The sequence below is a fragment of the Ralstonia sp. TCR112 genome, from assembly GCF_007997035.1.
Taxonomy (GTDB): Bacteria; Pseudomonadota; Gammaproteobacteria; order Burkholderiales; family Burkholderiaceae; genus Ralstonia; species Ralstonia edaphi.
The window spans coordinates 51728-67933 of record NZ_VOSS01000030.1; the positions used below are offsets into that span (position 1 = coordinate 51728).

Sequence of the window (16206 nt, forward strand, 5' to 3'; positions counted from 1 at the left end):
CCGATTACTTGCGATCGCCAGGATCCGCTCACATGTCCAAGGCTCTCATCATTGCCGAAAAACCGTCGGTCGCCGCTGATATCGCGCGCGCGCTGGGTGGCTTCACCAAGCACGACGAGTACTTTGAGAGCGACGACTACGTCCTCTCGTCGGCGGTTGGCCACCTGGTCGAGATTGCCGCGCCGGATGAATACGAAGTCAAACGCGGCAAATGGAGCTTCGCGCATCTGCCCGTGATCCCGCCGCACTTTGACCTGCGCCCGATCGCCAAGTCGGAATCACGCCTGAAGGTGCTGACACGCCTGATCAAGCGCAAGGACGTCACCAGCCTGATCAACGCATGTGACGCGGGGCGCGAAGGTGAATTGATCTTCCGCCTGATCGCGCAACACGCAAACACCAAGTTGCCGGTGAAGCGTCTGTGGTTGCAGTCGATGACGCCGCAGTCGATTCGCGACGGCTTTGCCAAGCTGCGCAGCGACGAAGAGATGATCCCGCTGGCCGATGCTGCCCGCTGCCGTTCCGAGGCCGACTGGCTGGTCGGTATCAACGGCACGCGCGCCATGACCGCGTTCAACAGCAAGGGCGGCGGCTTCTTCCTGACTACCGTGGGCCGCGTGCAAACGCCCACGCTGTCGATCGTGGTGGAGCGCGAAGAGAAGATCAAACGCTTTGTCCCGCGCGATTACTGGGAAGTGCGCGCCGAGTTCATCGCCGCGGCCGGCCTGTACGAAGGCCGCTGGTTTGACCCGAAGTTCAAGAAGAACGAGTTCGATCCAGAGCAGCGCGATTCGCGTCTGTGGAGCGAGGCCGAGGCCAAGAGCATCGTGGCTGCGTGCCGCGACAAGCCGGGTTCCGTGACGGAAGAATCGAAGCCGTCGACGCAGATGTCGCCGGCCCTGTTCGACCTGACCAGCCTGCAGCGCGAGGCCAATGGCCGCTTCGGCTTCTCGGCCAAGAACACGCTGGGCCTGGCGCAGGCGCTGTATGAAAAGCACAAGGTGCTGACCTACCCGCGTACCGATTCGCGCGCGCTGCCCGAAGACTACATGGGCACGGTCAAGCAGACGCTGGACATGCTGGGCGAAAGCTCGCCCAACTATCTGACGCACGCGAAGAAGATCCTCGCCAACCAGTGGGTCAAGCCGAACAAGCGGATCTTCGACAACAGCAAGATCAGCGATCACTTCGCCATCATCCCGACGCTGCAGGCACCGAAGAACCTCTCGGAGCCCGAGCAGAAACTGTACGACTTGGTGGTGCGCCGTTTCCTGGCAGTGTTCTTCCCGGCCGCCGAATACCAGGTCACCACGCGGATTACCGAGGTGGCCGGGCATCACTTCAAGACCGAAGGCAAGGTGCTGGTGAATCCGGGCTGGCTGGTCGTGTACGGCCGCGAGGCGCAGGGCGAAGACGCCAACCTCGTGCCGGTCGCCAAGGATGAGAAGGTCAAGACCGACAAGGTCGAGCCGGTCGGCCTGACCACCAAGCCGCCCGCACGCTACAACGAAGCGACGCTGCTGTCGGCCATGGAAGGTGCCGGCAAGCTCGTCGACGACGACGCGCTGCGCGAAGCCATGGCCGGCAAGGGCCTGGGCACGCCAGCCACACGCGCGGCCATCATCGAAGGTCTGCTGACGGAAAAGTACCTCGTGCGCGAGGGCCGCGAGCTGATCCCAACGGCCAAGGCCTTCCAGCTGATGACGCTGCTGCGCGGCCTCGGCGTGGAAGAACTGACGCAAGCCGAGTTGACCGGCGGCTGGGAGCACAAGCTTTCCCTGATCGAACGTGGTCAGCTGGAGCGCGACGAATTCATGCGCGAGATCGCGCAGATGACGCAGCAGATCGTCAAGCGCGCCAAGGAATACGACAGCGACACCATCCCTGGCGACTACGCGACGCTCTCCACGCCGTGCCCGCAGTGCGGCCACGTGGTCAAAGAAAACTACCGCCGTTTCGCCTGCAGCCACTGCGACTTCTCGATCAGCAAGATTCCGGGCGGCCGCCAGTTCGAGCTGGACGAGGTGGAAGAGCTGCTGACCAACAAGACCATCGGCCCGCTGCAGGGCTTCCGCAGCAAGATGGGCCGGCCGTTTGCGGCCATCCTCAAGCTGGCGCAGGAAGACGGTCACTGGAAGATGGAGTTCGACTTCGGCCAGAACGACGAAGACGACGGCGAGCCGGTCGATTTCTCTGGCCAGGAAAGCGTCGGTCACTGCCCGAAGTGCAACGGCAATGTCTACGAGCACGGTCTGAAGTACGTGTGCGAGAACGCCGTGGCGCAGCCCAAGACCTGCGACTTCACCACCGGCAAGATCATCTTGCAGCAGGAGATCAGCCGCGAGCAGTTGGCCAAGCTGCTGACCGAAGGCAAGACCGACCTGCTGACAGGCTTCAAGTCGGCGCGCACCGGCCGCAACTTCAAGGCGTTCCTCGTCAAGCAGCCGGACGGCAAGATCGGCTTCGAATTCGAGCCGCGTGGCGAAGGCAAGGGCAAGCCCGGCGCCAAGACCGCGGCGAAGAAGACCACGGCCGCTGCCAAGACGCCCGCTGCCAAGAAGGCGCCCGCCAAGACCGCAAGCAAGACGGCCGCCAAGAAGACCCCGGCGCGCAAGAAAGCCGCTGAAGCCGAGGCCGACGAGGAAAGCACCAGCGAAACCTGAACGCAGTTTCGCAGGCATCAATGCAAACGGGAGGACACTGTCCTCCGTTTTGTTTTGGCGATGCGGCTCGGCTTATGCGGCTTCGCTCAGGCCACGGCCGGCGCGCGCCTCGCTGTGCTTCACTTCCATCGCCTGGGCCAGCATGTAATCGATGAACGTGCGGACCTTCGTCGGCAGGAACTTGCGGCTCGGGTACACCAGCGACAGCGACCGATGCGGCAGCTTGTATTGCGGCAGCACGCGCACCAGTCGTCCGGATTCCAGATCCGGCCGCGCCATGTACGACGACAGAATCGCGATGCCCATGTCGGCGAGCACGGCGCGGTGCATCAGTTCGGCATTGCTCGTGACGAGCGATGGCTGCACCGGCACCGAAATCGACTGACCGTCGGGCGTGCTCATCTCCCATTCGTGACGCAGCTGCGGGTGCCACATGGCGATGACGCGGTGCTCGGCAATATCTTCGGCGCGCTGCGGCGTGGAATGCTGGCGGAGGTAGGCCGGCGTGGCGGCCATGACCATCTCGGCGGAAATCATGCGGCGTGCGACGAGGTGCGAGCCGAGGCCGAGTTCTGAAACCATGATGCCGACGTCGCGGCCATCCTCGACGATGTCGATCGGGCGATCGGACAGCGCCACGTCAAACGTCACCTCGGGATAGAGCTGCTGGAAACGCGCGAGCAGCATCGGCAGCACGTGCAGCCCGAACATGACGGGGGCGACGATGCGCAGGCCGCCGACCAGCGCCTGGCTGCGCGAGGTGGCGAGCGATTCCGCCTCGTCAATGTCGAGCAGGATCTGCGCACAGCGCTGCAGGTAGGTTTCGCCCACGTCGGTCAGCGACAGGCTGCGCGTGGTGCGGTTGAGCAGGCGCGTGCCGAGATGCGCCTCGAGGTCGGCCACGTAACGCGTGACCACGGCATTGCTCATTGACAGATGCTGTGCCGCCCGGGCGAAGCTGCCGAGCTCCACCACCTTGGAAAACACCCGCATCGACTGCAAACGATCCATTCCGGCCTCTCACATAATTTGTTGTCAAAAATAGAACAAATCTGTCGTGACAGCAAATATTTAATATTGTCAGAAGCAATTCACTGCCTAGGGGTAATTCTTGAATGTGAGCACACGCTCATGTGAGAATGCCGCCCCAGCTCCATTTGAGATATTTCGTTGCCGAGGCTGCGTATCCGACTTCTCACCGATTGACGCAACAGCAGATTTGCGTCGAGACTCTATACCGAGCGGTAGATTTTCGTGGGTTCGTCTTGTGCCAGGTCATGTTTGGCCCGAATCGTGGGTGGAACGCAGTCTTGCGCAAATCGGTGCGGCGGTGGTCAGAAGGCCTCGCCATACTTGAACGATGGATGCCGCGAACCCTGACCCGCATGAGCGCCCCGCAACGAGGGCAGCCATCACGGCCGATGTATCGCCCCGCGATGCCGACGGCCGAGGAGACACCACATGACCATCCAGAATCGCGAACCGGTCCACTATCTGGCGGGCGAAATGCCTCTGCACCGGTATTGCGCCCACCATGCGCAGCAAACGCCCGAGCGCATCGCCCTGTTGTGGTACGGCCGCACAATCTGCTGGCGCGAGCTGGATCAGGCGTCGACGCGGCTGGCCGTGCAATTGCAGCGGCTGGGCGTGTCACGCGGCGATCGCGTTGCGCTGTTCCTGCACAACTGTCCGCAAGCCATCGTGGCCCATCTGGCCACGGCCAAGCTGGGCGGCATCGTCGTGCCGTGCGGGCCGCTGTCGCGTCAGCATGAACTGCGCGACCAACTGGCCGATTGCGGCGCGAAGATTCTGGTGGCCGCGGCTGACCTGATGCCGATTGTCGAGGCCGCGCGGCCGGGCACGTCGGTCACGACCGTCATCACCACGCGCTATGCCGATCTGCAGCCCTCACAGCCTGCGTGCCGCAAGGCGCTGGCTGTGCCGCCCGAGCTGATTGCCGCCGATGCCTCGTCTGCGCCGCCGCTCAAGAACAAGCCGGGCGCCGCGCAGCTCGACCTCATGCAGCTGATGGCCGAACCCGTGGATGTGGCCGAGCGCAACGCCGTGGCCGCCATCCAGGTGAACTTGGACGACGTTGCGCTGATGGTCTACACCTCCGGTACCACCGGACGCCCGAAGGGCGCCATGCTCACGCACCGCAACGCGCTGTACAAAACGGCCGTCACGGTGCAGGTCAGCGGCATCCACGCATCGGACGTGATGCTGGCGGTGGCGCCGCTGTCGCATATCGCCGGCATGCTGATGGGCATGAACGTGATGCTGTATTCCGGCGCGACGACCATCCTGCTTTATCGGTTCGATCCCCTGGCTGTGCTGCAGGCCATCGACCGCTATCGCGTGACACGCTGGTACAGCATGACGCCAATGAACCTGGCGGTCATGGCGCATCCGGATGCCGCGCAATACCGCATGGAATCGTTGGTGGCCAACCCATGCACCAGCTTCGGTGTCACGCTGACCGAAGCCATCGCCGACCGGTGGCGTGCCTTTGCAGGCCCGCAGTGCCGCATCTATGAAGCCGCCTATGGCTTATCGGAAACGCACACCTGCGATGCCATCACCCCTGCGGATGCCCCGCGCTGGGGTTGGCACGGCAAGATCGTCCCGCAGACCGAGGTACGCATCGTCGATCCGCACACCGGCGCGGAACTGCCGCCGGGCCAGGCCGGCGAAATCACCATCCGCAGCCCCGGCGTCTTCCGCGGCTACTGGCAGCGCGACGAGGCCACGCGCGCCGTCCTGCACAACGGTTTCCTGCGGACCGGCGATATCGGCCAGGTCTCGCCCGACGGCTACCTTCAATGGCAGGGCCGCATCAAGGAGATGATCAAGGTCTCGGGCTACAGCGTGTTTCCGGAGGAGGTCGAGGCGCTGCTGTCGCGCCACCCGGGCATCCGCCAAGTGGCCGTGACGCCCATCCCCGATCCCGACAAGGGCGAAGTCGTCTGTGCGCACGTGGTGCCGATGAGCGGCGTGACGCTCTCGGAAGCCGAGCTGATTGCCTGGTCGCGCGACAACATGGCGCCCTACAAGGTGCCGCGGCGCGTGAAGTTCCATGATGCGCTGCCCGCTACCGCGACGGGCAAGGTGCTGCGAAGGTTGCTGCGCGAAGACGCCATCGCCGCCTGAAAAACGAAACGCCGCCAAATTCTGGCGGCCGTTTTGTCAGGTCTGCACGAAGCGTTTCTGTCGGGCGATGCTCATCAGGATGCCGATGCCCATGCCCAGCGTGACGAGCGCCGTCCCCCCGTAACTGATGAGCGGCAGCGGCACGCCGACCACCGGCAGGATGCCGCTCACCATGCCCATGTTGACGAAGGCGTAGGTGAAGAAGATCAGCGTGATCGACCCGGCCAGCAGGCGCCCGAACAGCGTGCCCGCGTTGGCGGCAATGAAGAGCCCGCGCAGGATCAGCAGCAGATACAGGAACAGCAGCACACCGTTGCCTACCAGCCCGAATTCCTCGGAATACACCGCGAAGATGAAGTCGGTGTGCTTCTCGGGGATGAACTCGAGGTGGGTTTGCGTGCCCTTCAGCCATCCCTTGCCCGTCACGCCGCCCGAGCCGATCGCAATGATGGACTGGATGGTGTGGAAGCCCTTGCCGAGCGGGTCAGTGGTCGGGTCGAGCAGCGTACAGACGCGGTGTTGCTGGTAGTCGTGCAGGATCGGCCAGTTCACGCCCGGCGCGCAGATGCGCGACTCGAACGACACCACCAGCGTGATCGCCGTCACAGCAACCACCAGCACCGGCACGATCAGCCGCCACGACAGCCCGGCGAAGTAGATCACGTAGATGCCTGCCGCCAGGACCAGAAGCGCGGTGCCCAAGTCCGGCTGCTTCGCGATGAGCCCGACGGGAATCAGCAGCAGCAAGGCGGCCGCCAGATAGTCGTACCAGTGGATCACGCCCTCGCGCTTCTGGAAGTACCACGCCAGCATCAGCGGCATGGCGATCTTCATGATCTCGGAGGGCTGGACCACCACGCCGATATTGAGCCACCGCCGCGCGCCCTTGCGGATGAGCCCGAACGCCGCCACGCCAATCAACAACGCCACGCCGACGGTGTAGAGCGGCACCGCAAAGCGCATCAGCGTCTGCTGCGGCAGGTTGGCGATGATCCACATCAGCACGAACGACAGCAGGATGTTGCGGACTTGGTCTTCCACCCGGCCCGGCATGTCGATGGCGGCCGAGTACAGCGCGATCAATCCGGTGCCGAGCAGCAGGAAGACGATCAGCGCCAGCGGGCCATCGAAGCCCGTGAAGAGCGACTTGATGACGTTGAATATGCGGCGCTTGTCCAGTTTGTCCATGGCGAAATCCTCAAGCGCAAATATCAGGGCGCGGCCGGCTTGGAGGCCGGTTTCTGCGCGGGCTTCGGTGCCGGCTTGTTGCCGGGCTTGGCGTCCTTCGCCCCCTTGGGGGCGGTGGCCGGCGCCGAAGCCGGTGCGGCAGCGTTGCCTCGTCCGCGCGGCGGCAGTTCTGGCGCCGGTTGCGCATGCGACAGCGCCTGCAGCACCTGGGCGTCGAGCGTGGCCGGGGCGACGGCCTCGGCGCTGGTGCCGGCCTCGCGCAGGGCCGGTGCTACGAGGTCCGGCGACAGCGGCGGCGCACTGCGCGTGCCGCCTGCCGCCACGGACGACGCAGCCGGCGCCGAAGCGGCGGTCGCAGCACCGGCGGCGGAAGCGGCCACGCCCGAAGCGGCAGCGACCCCGGATGCCGGCTCAACCGCCACCGGCGGTGCAGCCGTTGCGCTGGCGATGGTGGCCGTCTTGCCGGTCGAGAACACGCTCGGCGTATCCACCGGCGGTTGCTGCTGCGGTTTCGGCGCGGTGGCAGCCAGCTCCGCGGGCCACTTGCCGGTCAGGTAATAGTCCATCACCGCGCGTGCGATCGGCGCGGCCGATGCAGCGCCGAAGCCCGCGTTTTCCACGATCAGCGCGAGTGCGATCTTCGGATGGTCCGCCGGCGCAAACGCTTCGAACAACGCGTGGTCGCGCTTGTTTTCGGGAATGGCGTGGTGGTTGTATTTTTCGTTCTTGCCCAGCGAATACACCTGCGCCGTGCCGGTCTTGCCCGCCGACACATACTGCGCACCGATGAACGCCTTGGCCGCCGTGCCGGCCTGGTTCACGCCCACCATGGCGCGCTTGATCACGTCGATGTTGGCCTGCTTGAGCGGAATCCGGTAGCTCTCCGTCGGCACCGTCAGCGAGCGCGACTTGGACAGCGAATCTTCAACGGCCTTCACCAGGTGAGGCTTCATCACCACGCCATTGTTGGCCAGCGTCGATATCGCGTGCGCGAGCTGCAGGATGGTGAAGTTGTTGTAGCCCTGGCCGATGCCCAGCGAGATGGTTTCGCCGTCGTACCACTTCTGCTGCTCGGGGCGCTTGTAGGCTTTGCGCTTCCACTCGGTGGACGGCAGGATGCCGGTACGCTCGCCCTCGATGTCGATGCCCGTGACCTGCCCGAAGCCGAACGGCTTCATGAAATCGTGGATGGCATTGACGCCCATGTCGTTGGCGAGCCGGTAGTAATACGTGTCGCACGACGCCACGATGGAGCGGTACATGTCGACCCAGCCGTGCCCGCCCGGTACGTCATCGCGGAAGGTGTGGTTGCCCAGCGTGAACGAGCCGGGATCGGCCATGCCCCACTGCGGCGTGCGCTTGCCCAGCTCCAGCGCGCCCAGCGCCATGAACGGCTTGTACGTCGAGCCGGGCGGATACGTGCCGCGCAGCGGGCGGTTCAGCAGCGGCTTGTCCGGCGAGTTGTTCAGCTCGTTCCAGGTCGTGCTGTCGATCCCTTCAATGAACAGGTTGGGATCGAACGTCGGCTTCGAGACGAAGGCCAGGATGTCGCCCGTCTCCGGCTCGATCGCCACGAGGGCGCCGCGCCGGTTGCCGAAGAGCTGTTCGGCCAGCCGCTGCAGGTTGATGTCGAGCGACAGGATCAGGTTGTTGCCCGGCGTTGCCTGCGAGGTCGACAGCGTGCGGATCGGCCGCCCGCCCGCGCTGACTTCCACCTCTTCGTAACCCGTCAGGCCGTGCAGTTCGGTTTCGTAGCTCTGCTCGATGCCGACCTTGCCGATGTATTCCGTGCCGCTGTAGTTGTTCGAATCCTTGCGCGGGTCGTACGCCACGCCGGGCTGGCTGTTGGCATCGCTCATGTTGTCGATGCGGTCCAGATCGCGCTCGGAGATGCGGCCGATGTAGCCAATCACGTGCGACGCCGAGTCGCCCAGCGGGTATTGGCGGAACAGCCGCGCATGCACGTCCACACCCGGAAAGCGGAAGCGCTGCGCCGAGAACCGCGCGACTTCCTGGTCCGTCAGCTGGCTGCGGATCGGCAGGCTTTCGAAGCTGCGCGCATCTTCCATCAGGCGCTTGAAGCGGCGGCGGTCGCGCGGCTGGATATCGACCACCTGGGCAAGCTGGTCGATCGTGTTGTCGAGCGTGTCCTGCAGCTTGGACGGCGTGATCTCCAGCGTGTACGCCGAATAGTTGCGCGCCAGCACCACGCCGTTGCGGTCCATGATGATGCCGCGGTTGGGCTCGATCGGCGCGACCGAGATGCGGTTGTCTTCCGCCTTGGCCGAGTACTGCTCGTGCTTGACCTGCTGCAGCCAGAAGAACCGCGCCAGCAGCAGCCCAAAGCAGATCAGCACGAACAGGGCGGCCGCCGCCAGCCGCAGGCGGAAGCGTGACAGCTCCTGTTCGACGTTGCGGATTTCGGTCATGCCAGGTGAAGGCGAATAGCGGGGTGCATCAGATCGGCCGCCTTAGATGGGCCGAGTTTCGTCGACGCTTTCCGGGCGACGCTGCGGCGCCAGCAGGAAGGCGTTGGCGAACGGCCAGAGCGCAGCTTCGATCAGCGGCGGCAGGATGACCTGCCAGTCCGGCAGGTGTGCGCCCATCAGCAGGCGGATGATGATCGGCACGGCGTGCGCCAGCACCAGCAGCGGCAGCACGTGCAGCGCCTGCGACAGCACCGAGAACCACAGCACGCGCCGGTGAATCGTGATCGCAAAATACGACAGCATCGTGTAGGCCATCGCGTGTTCGCCCAGCAGACGCGCTTCGTGCACGTCCATCAGGAGGCCCAGCAGGAAAGCCACCACCATGCCCACACGGCGCGGTTGATGGATGTTCCAGAACACCAGCACCAGCGCCACCAGATCGGGAATCCACTGCATGTGGCCCCACGGCATCAGGTTGAACAGGAACGCCAGCACGAAGCTGAACGCGATGAAGCCGGGGTTGACCGGGCGCAGCAGGTATTGAGGCGAGTTCATGATCGATGGCCTCGCTTCAACGTTTTTGCGCTGAATCGGTGTCCAGCGGATTGCCGTCGGCGTCGGTCGGGCGCGGCGGCGGGGTGTTTTCTTCGGCTGCGGCCGCGGGTGCCGGCACATTGGCTTCGGCGGCGGCGCGTGCGGCGCGGTCCTTTTCTTCGCGGGCGTCGCGGGCAGCGTTCTTGCCCTTGGGCGCTGGCGCGGGCGACAAATCCGTCGGCGGCGGGAAGCCCGATTCGTACTTCACGATCAGCAGATGCCGGTTGCTGCGGATGCCGGCCACCGGCTCGCAGATCACGCGCGAGAACGCGGTGTCGGCCTTGCGCTCGATTTGCGAAATACGCGCCACCGGCAGGCCCGCCGGATAGACGCCGTCGAGCCCCGACGTGACCAGCAGGTCGCCCTGTTGCAAATCGGCCGAGGCGGCCATGAAGCGCAGGTCCAGCGCGCCCGGCCGGGCACCGCCAAAGGCGACGCTGCGCAGGCCGTTACGCACCACTTCCACGGGAATCGCCTGGTCCTTGTCCGTCAGTAGCGTGACTTGCGATTCGAACAGCGACACGCGCGTCACCTGGCCGACCACGCCGCGGTCGTCGATGACGGGGTAGCCCGCGCGCACGCCGTCCTTCGAGCCGCGATCGATCACGATGCGCTGCGTATAAGGGTCACGTGCTTCGTAGAGGACTTCGGCCGCCACCGTCGGCACCGCCGCGTGCTGCTTCAGATTCAGTAGCGTGCGCAGATTGCGGTTCTCGGCTTCGAGTTGCGAGGCGCGCAGCGATTGCTGCGCCTGGGCAACGGCCGATTCGCGCAGAGTGCGGTTATCGACGGCCAGCTTGGTGGACGACTGCGTGTAATCGAGCGCGGCGCGTGCCGTATCGCGTGGAATCAGCACCAGGCGCTCGACCGGGTACAGGATGACCGACACGACTTGCCGGACCACGCCCAGCACGGACATGCGGGCATCGATCACCAGCAACGCAAGCGCAAGCGCGAGCAAGGCGACCAGCCGCGCGGTGGCGGACGGGCCCTGCTTGAAGAGGGGCGGCGGGGAGTAATCCATGACCCGGACGCTTCAAATGGGCACGGCAGACGCGTGACGGTCAACGTCAAGGTCAACGGCCTGCCGGCAACAGATTGGGTGTGGCGCTGGTGCGGTGCCCGAGCCCTGGACGGGCGGAGCACGGCGCACCGGCGCGAGACGCATCTCAGCGGTCCGCGAAGGCGGCTGGCGTGACCAGAACGGCGGTCACGAAATCGGTCGCAACAGCGGAACGCGGAGCGGCGTGGCGCATGGTCCCGTTATTCGTACGAGAAGATGCTGCCGAGCTTGTCCATGCGCTCGAGCGCCATGCCCGAGCCGCGCACCACGCAGGTCAGCGGGTCTTCGGCCACCAGCACCGGCAGGCCGGTTTCTTCGGCCAGCAAACGGTCGAGGTCGCGCAGCAGCGCACCGCCGCCCGTGAGCATCATGCCGCGTTCGGCAATGTCGGCGCCCAGTTCCGGCGGGGTTTGTTCCAGCGCGATCTTCACCGACGACACGATCTGGTTCAGCGGGTCGGTCAGCGCTTCCAGGATTTCGTTGGACGACACCGTGAAGGCGCGCGGAATGCCTTCCGACAGGTTGCGGCCCTTCACTTCCATCTCGCGCACTTCCGAACCCGGGAAGGCCGAGCCGATTTCCTTCTTGATGGCTTCGGCGGTCTGTTCGCCGATCAACATGCCGTAGTTGCGGCGGATGTAGTTGACGATGGCCTCGTCGAACTTGTCGCCGCCCACGCGCACGCTGCCCTTGTAGACCATGCCGCCCAGCGAGATGATGCCCACCTCGGTGGTGCCGCCGCCAATGTCCACCACCATCGAGCCAGACGGCTCCGACACCGGCAGGCCGGCACCAATGGCAGCCGCCATCGGCTCTTCAATCAGGTAGACCTGCGATGCGCCGGCGCCCAGCGCCGATTCGCGGATGGCGCGGCGCTCGACCTGGGTCGAACCGCACGGCACGCAGATGATGATGCGCGGGCTCGGGCGCAGCAGCTTGGTGTCGTGCACCATCTTGATGAACTGCTTGAGCATCTGCTCGGTGACGGTGAAGTCGGCGATCACGCCGTCTTTCATCGGGCGGATCGCCTCGATATTGCCCGGCACCTTGCCCAGCATCTGCTTGGCTTCCTTACCGACCGCCTGGATGGTCTTCTTGGCGTTCGGGCCGCCTTCCTGGCGAATGGCCACCACCGACGGCTCGTCAAGGACGATGCCCTTGTCGCGGACGTAGATCAGGGTGTTGGCGGTGCCGAGGTCGATCGCGAGATCGTTGGAGAAATAGCTGCGCAAAAAGCCGAACATCGAATGAATCCTGTTTTTCGTGTCATGGGCGGCCCAGCAGCAGGATTGCGGCGCAACGGCTGCACCAACGCGCGGACGTCGCAAGGGCATGCCATGCGGTCCGATCCTGCTACTGCGCTCCCGGGAATGTCGCGGGCTCCGTGGTGGTCGACGGTGGGGTGCCGTGGCACTGGCCATCCTGCCGAGGCTGGGCCGCCCGGAGAGGGGGCCCCCAAGGAACCTTTGATTAAGTGTCGCCTGATGCTGACGGTGCGACTGCCGGGAGGTTCCCGGGGTACTTAATCAGAGGGTCCGTGACTGCACGAAGTCGCCTGCTGACTTAGAAATTTAGTCGGCAATCATACCTTATAATTCGTGCGTTTCGCGGGCGTTTACCTCCAAATTTGCGGCCAATCGGCACACTCGGGGCCCCGCTGCGCGTGCATTGCGCGCAGTACCCGTCGCTTGCCGCAGCCGCGCATGCTGCCCGCCCGCCGCTGCACTCACTGATCCACTCCGATGGCACTCGAACTCTCCGACGTCAAACGCATCGCCCACCTGGCCCGCATCGAAGTCTCCGACGGCGAGGCCGCGCAGACGCTCACGCAGCTCAACCAGTTCTTTTCGCTGGTCGAGCAGATGCAGGCCGTGGATACCACCGGCATTGAGCCGATGGCCCACCCGATCGAGCAGGTTCAGGCGCAAGCCCAGCGTCTGCGCGACGACGCCGTCACCGAGCCCGACCGCCGCGCCGACTACCAGCAATGCGCGCCGGCCACCGAAGCCGGCCTGTACCTCGTGCCCAAGGTGATCGAGTAACCCGCGGTAATCCGCGTAAACGGCGCGCCTGCGCCCGCCTTGAGCCCACTCCATTCGACGTCGCCGGCCGCTGCCGGCAGCCCATCCGAACGTATTCGATGACCGCATCCACGATCAAAGCCCTGTCTGCCCAACTCGCCGCCAAGGAGGTTTCGGCGGAGGAACTGGCGCGCCACTACCTGTCGCGCATCGAGGCCGGGGCGCACCTCAACGCCTTTACCCATGTCGACGCCGAGGCGACGCTTGCCCAGGCGCGGGCCGCCGACGCGCGCATCGCGGCCGGCAACGCGGCGCCGCTGACCGGCGTGCCGATCGCGCACAAGGACGTGTTCGTCACCCGCGGCTGGCGTGCCACGGCGGGCTCCAAGATGCTCGGCAACTACGTCAGCCCGTTTGACGCCACCGTGGTCGAACGCCTGGGCGCGGCCGGCATGGTGACGCTGGGCAAGACCAACATGGACGAATTCGCGATGGGCTCGTCCAACGAGAACTCGGCGTTCGGCGCGGTCAAGAACCCGTGGAACCTCGAGCACGTGCCGGGCGGCTCGTCGGGCGGCTCGGCGGCAGCGGTGGCGGCCGATCTGGCGCCTGCTGCAACCGGAACGGACACCGGCGGCTCGATCCGCCAGCCGGCATCGTTCTCGGGCATTACCGGGATCAAGCCGACGTACGGCCGGGTGTCGCGCTACGGCATGATCGCCTTCGCCTCGTCGCTGGATCAGGGCGGCCCGATGGCCCGCACGGCCGAGGATTGCGCGCTGCTGCTGTCTGCCATGGCCGGCTTTGACCCGCGCGATTCCACCAGCCTGGAACCCGGCCGCGGTGGCGACGTGGAAGATTTCAGCCGCCTGCTCGGCCAGCCCCTGCAAGGCGCGGATGCCACCCGCCCCCTGGCCGGCCTGCGCATCGGCCTGCCCAAGGAGTATTTCGGCGAGGGCCTGGCCGACGACGTTCGCGCCACGGTGCGCGCCGCGCTGGCCGAACTGGAAAAGCTCGGCGCCACGCTGGTCGACATCAGCCTGCCGAAGACCGAACTGTCGATCCCGACGTATTACGTGATCGCCCCGGCCGAGGCCTCGTCCAACCTGTCGCGCTTTGACGGCGTGCGTTACGGCCACCGCGCGGCGGAATACCGCGATCTGGCCGACATGTACCGCAAGTCCCGCGCCGAAGGGTTCGGCTGGGAGGTCAAGCGCCGCATCCTGGTGGGTACGTACGTGCTGTCCCACGGGTATTACGACGCGTATTACCTCCAGGCGCAGAAGATCCGCCGAATCATCGCGCAGGATTTCCAGAACGCATTCGCGCAGTGCGACGTGATCATGGGCCCCGTCGCCCCGACCGTGGCCTGGAAGATCGGCGAGAAGAGCGATGATCCGGTGCAGATGTACCTTGAAGACATCTTCACGCTATCGACCAGCCTGGCGGGCCTGCCGGGCATGAGCGTGCCGGCCGGTTTCGGCGCAAACGCTCTGCCGGTTGGCTTGCAGATCATCGGCAACTATTTTGAAGAGGCACGCATGCTGCAGATCGCGCATGCGTTCCAGCAGGCGACCGACTGGCACAACCGCCAGCCGGCGGCCTGAGGCCAGTTCCGACGTACCGCTCCACGCAGGAGGCACGCATGAACCACCGCATCCGCACTGCACTCGGGCTGGCGCTTGCCGCCGGCCTGCTGGCGGCGTGCGTGCCGATTCCGCTGCCGTCGATTCCGGGCATCAGCCGGCCGTCGAAGCCGCCGCCGATTTCCGACCGCCGCATCGACATCAACGGCTACTGCAGCCAGACCGAAGAAGACGGCTTCCGCGAGCAGGCGACGCTTACCGTGGCCGACAACAACGTCAACGCCATGCAATGGCAGTTGTGGGTCGGCCGGCGCGGTTCGTGTCAATTCGACCTGTCGACGTTCCAGCAGACCAAGCGCCGCCCCAGCATCGAGCTGCGCGAGCGCTACGGCAATTGCACGCTGATGGTTTGGCAGGACCCGCGCCGCGTCACGCTGGCACATGCCAACTGCGAAGCGCATTGCACGCCCGGCATCTATGAAGAAGCCTGGCCGGTGATGTTCGACCCGCAAACGGGCCAATGCGCCCGGAATGCCCGGTGATGCGCCTATCGCTTCGCGTCGTCGCGGCGCTGGCTTGCGCCCTGGCGCTGCACGCCGCTGCACAGCCGACGCCCGACGCCGAAGGCGCCCTGCCGGATATGCCGGCGGCGCGTGCGCCGTCGTCGGCCGAGCTGGGCGTGCAGACGGTGGAGATTCCGCGTGCGTCTGTGAAAGACGCCGAGGATGCACCGCAAACGGTGACCGGCTATTGGGTCGCGTCGCCGCTCAAGGCGCCAGCGGCCGGCACGCCGGTGGTGATCGCGCTGCACGGCTGCAGCGGCCTCTATACGCAGGCCGGGGCAGATGCCAAGGCGCTGGGCTCGCGGTATCGCGGCTATGCGCAGTGGCTTGGCGCGCGTGGTTACGCGGTGGTGTTTCCGGACAGTTTCGGCCCGCGCGGCAAACCGCACGGCATCTGCACCGAACGCACCGCCACGCGCGATATCAACGGTGCCGTGCGCCGCGCCGACGTGCTGGCCACGATCCGCTGGGTAGCGGGGCAGCCTGGCGTGGATGCGCGCCGCATCGTGCTGCTCGGCTGGTCCAACGGTGCGCAGGCCGTGCTGGAGGCGGTGGATGCCAGCCGCGCCTGGCCGGCCGATACGCCTGCCGTCAATCGCGCGGTGGCGTTCTATCCGGGCTGTGCGTCGGCACAGAAGCGGCCGGACTATCGGCTCAACGCGCCATTGCTGCTGCTGGCTGGCGGCGACGACGACTGGACGCCGGCCGATCACTGCCAGGCGCTGCAGACCGCCGTCCTGGCGCGGCAGCCGCAGGCGCGTTTCGAGCTGGACATGTTTGGCGGCGCGTATCACGGCTTTGACGGCACGGCAGCAGTCAAGGAGCGCAACGGCATCCCAAAGGGACGTCGCTACGGAACGGTCACGGTCGGCGGCGATCCGGCAGCGCGCGAGGCCGCGTTTGCGAAGCTCGCGGCGTGGCTCGATGCGGCGCATCCCTGATCGCAGCC

Annotated in this window: 12 protein-coding genes; 6 read left to right on the plus strand and 6 right to left on the minus strand. The window is 65.6% G+C overall.

Annotated features, from left to right (window positions below):
- Window positions 1-32 precede the first annotated feature (32 nt).
- Complete coding sequence (locus tag FUT88_RS10755) at window positions 33-2663, plus strand: DNA topoisomerase III (protein ID WP_147215024.1); 2631 nt, start codon at window positions 33-35, stop codon at window positions 2661-2663.
- A gap of 72 nt (window positions 2664-2735) precedes the next feature.
- Here the strand turns inward: FUT88_RS10755 and FUT88_RS10760 are convergent, their stop codons facing one another.
- A complete protein-coding gene (locus FUT88_RS10760) occupies window positions 2736-3674 on the minus strand; it encodes a LysR family transcriptional regulator (RefSeq protein ID WP_009239399.1) in 939 nt (312 codons plus the stop codon).
- A 450-nt stretch (window positions 3675-4124) separates the two neighbouring features.
- Between FUT88_RS10760 and FUT88_RS10765 the strand changes: the two genes are divergently transcribed.
- Window positions 4125-5813: an AMP-binding protein gene (locus FUT88_RS10765; RefSeq protein ID WP_147215026.1), complete on the plus strand. Its 1689-nt coding sequence runs from the start codon at window positions 4125-4127 to the stop codon at window positions 5811-5813.
- A gap of 36 nt (window positions 5814-5849) precedes the next feature.
- Here FUT88_RS10765 and rodA read toward each other — a convergent pair whose 3' ends face one another.
- From rodA to FUT88_RS10790, 5 genes are all read right to left on the minus strand, one after another.
- On the minus strand, window positions 5850-7001 hold the full coding sequence (rodA, locus tag FUT88_RS10770; RefSeq protein WP_037026347.1) for a rod shape-determining protein RodA: 1152 nt from the start codon (window positions 6999-7001) through the stop codon (window positions 5850-5852).
- Between the two features lie 23 nt (window positions 7002-7024).
- Window positions 7025-9430: a penicillin-binding protein 2 gene (gene mrdA / locus FUT88_RS10775; RefSeq protein ID WP_147215028.1), complete on the minus strand. Its 2406-nt coding sequence runs from the start codon at window positions 9428-9430 to the stop codon at window positions 7025-7027.
- Window positions 9431-9472: 42 nt separating this feature from the next.
- A complete protein-coding gene (gene mreD / locus FUT88_RS10780; RefSeq protein ID WP_147215030.1) occupies window positions 9473-9985 on the minus strand; it encodes a rod shape-determining protein MreD in 513 nt (170 codons plus the stop codon).
- Window positions 9986-10001: 16 nt separating this feature from the next.
- The gene (mreC, locus tag FUT88_RS10785) at window positions 10002-11048 is read right to left on the minus strand and encodes a rod shape-determining protein MreC (RefSeq protein ID WP_147215032.1); all 1047 of its coding nucleotides are present in this window, start codon (window positions 11046-11048) and stop codon (window positions 10002-10004) included.
- Window positions 11049-11287: 239 nt separating this feature from the next.
- Entirely contained in the window at window positions 11288-12331 is a 1044-nt protein-coding gene (locus FUT88_RS10790) for a rod shape-determining protein (protein ID WP_004628293.1), read from the minus strand.
- A 498-nt stretch (window positions 12332-12829) separates the two neighbouring features.
- Here FUT88_RS10790 and gatC point away from each other — a divergent pair, with 498 nt between their 5' ends.
- From gatC to FUT88_RS10810, 4 genes are all read left to right on the plus strand, one after another.
- The gene (gene gatC, locus FUT88_RS10795; RefSeq protein ID WP_147215034.1) at window positions 12830-13129 is read left to right on the plus strand and encodes an Asp-tRNA(Asn)/Glu-tRNA(Gln) amidotransferase subunit GatC; all 300 of its coding nucleotides are present in this window, start codon (window positions 12830-12832) and stop codon (window positions 13127-13129) included.
- Between the two features lie 98 nt (window positions 13130-13227).
- Window positions 13228-14715, plus strand: coding sequence for an Asp-tRNA(Asn)/Glu-tRNA(Gln) amidotransferase subunit GatA (gene gatA / locus FUT88_RS10800; RefSeq protein ID WP_147215036.1), 1488 nt, complete (start codon window positions 13228-13230; stop codon window positions 14713-14715).
- A gap of 38 nt (window positions 14716-14753) precedes the next feature.
- Entirely contained in the window at window positions 14754-15236 is a 483-nt protein-coding gene (locus FUT88_RS10805; RefSeq protein WP_147215038.1) for a hypothetical protein, read from the plus strand.
- Window positions 15236-16198 carry a dienelactone hydrolase family protein gene (locus FUT88_RS10810; protein ID WP_147215039.1) on the plus strand — a complete coding sequence of 321 codons (963 nt, stop codon included), beginning with the start codon at window positions 15236-15238 and terminating at the stop codon, window positions 16196-16198. Before FUT88_RS10805 ends, FUT88_RS10810 begins: the two co-directional genes overlap by 1 nt.
- Window positions 16199-16206 lie beyond the last annotated feature (8 nt).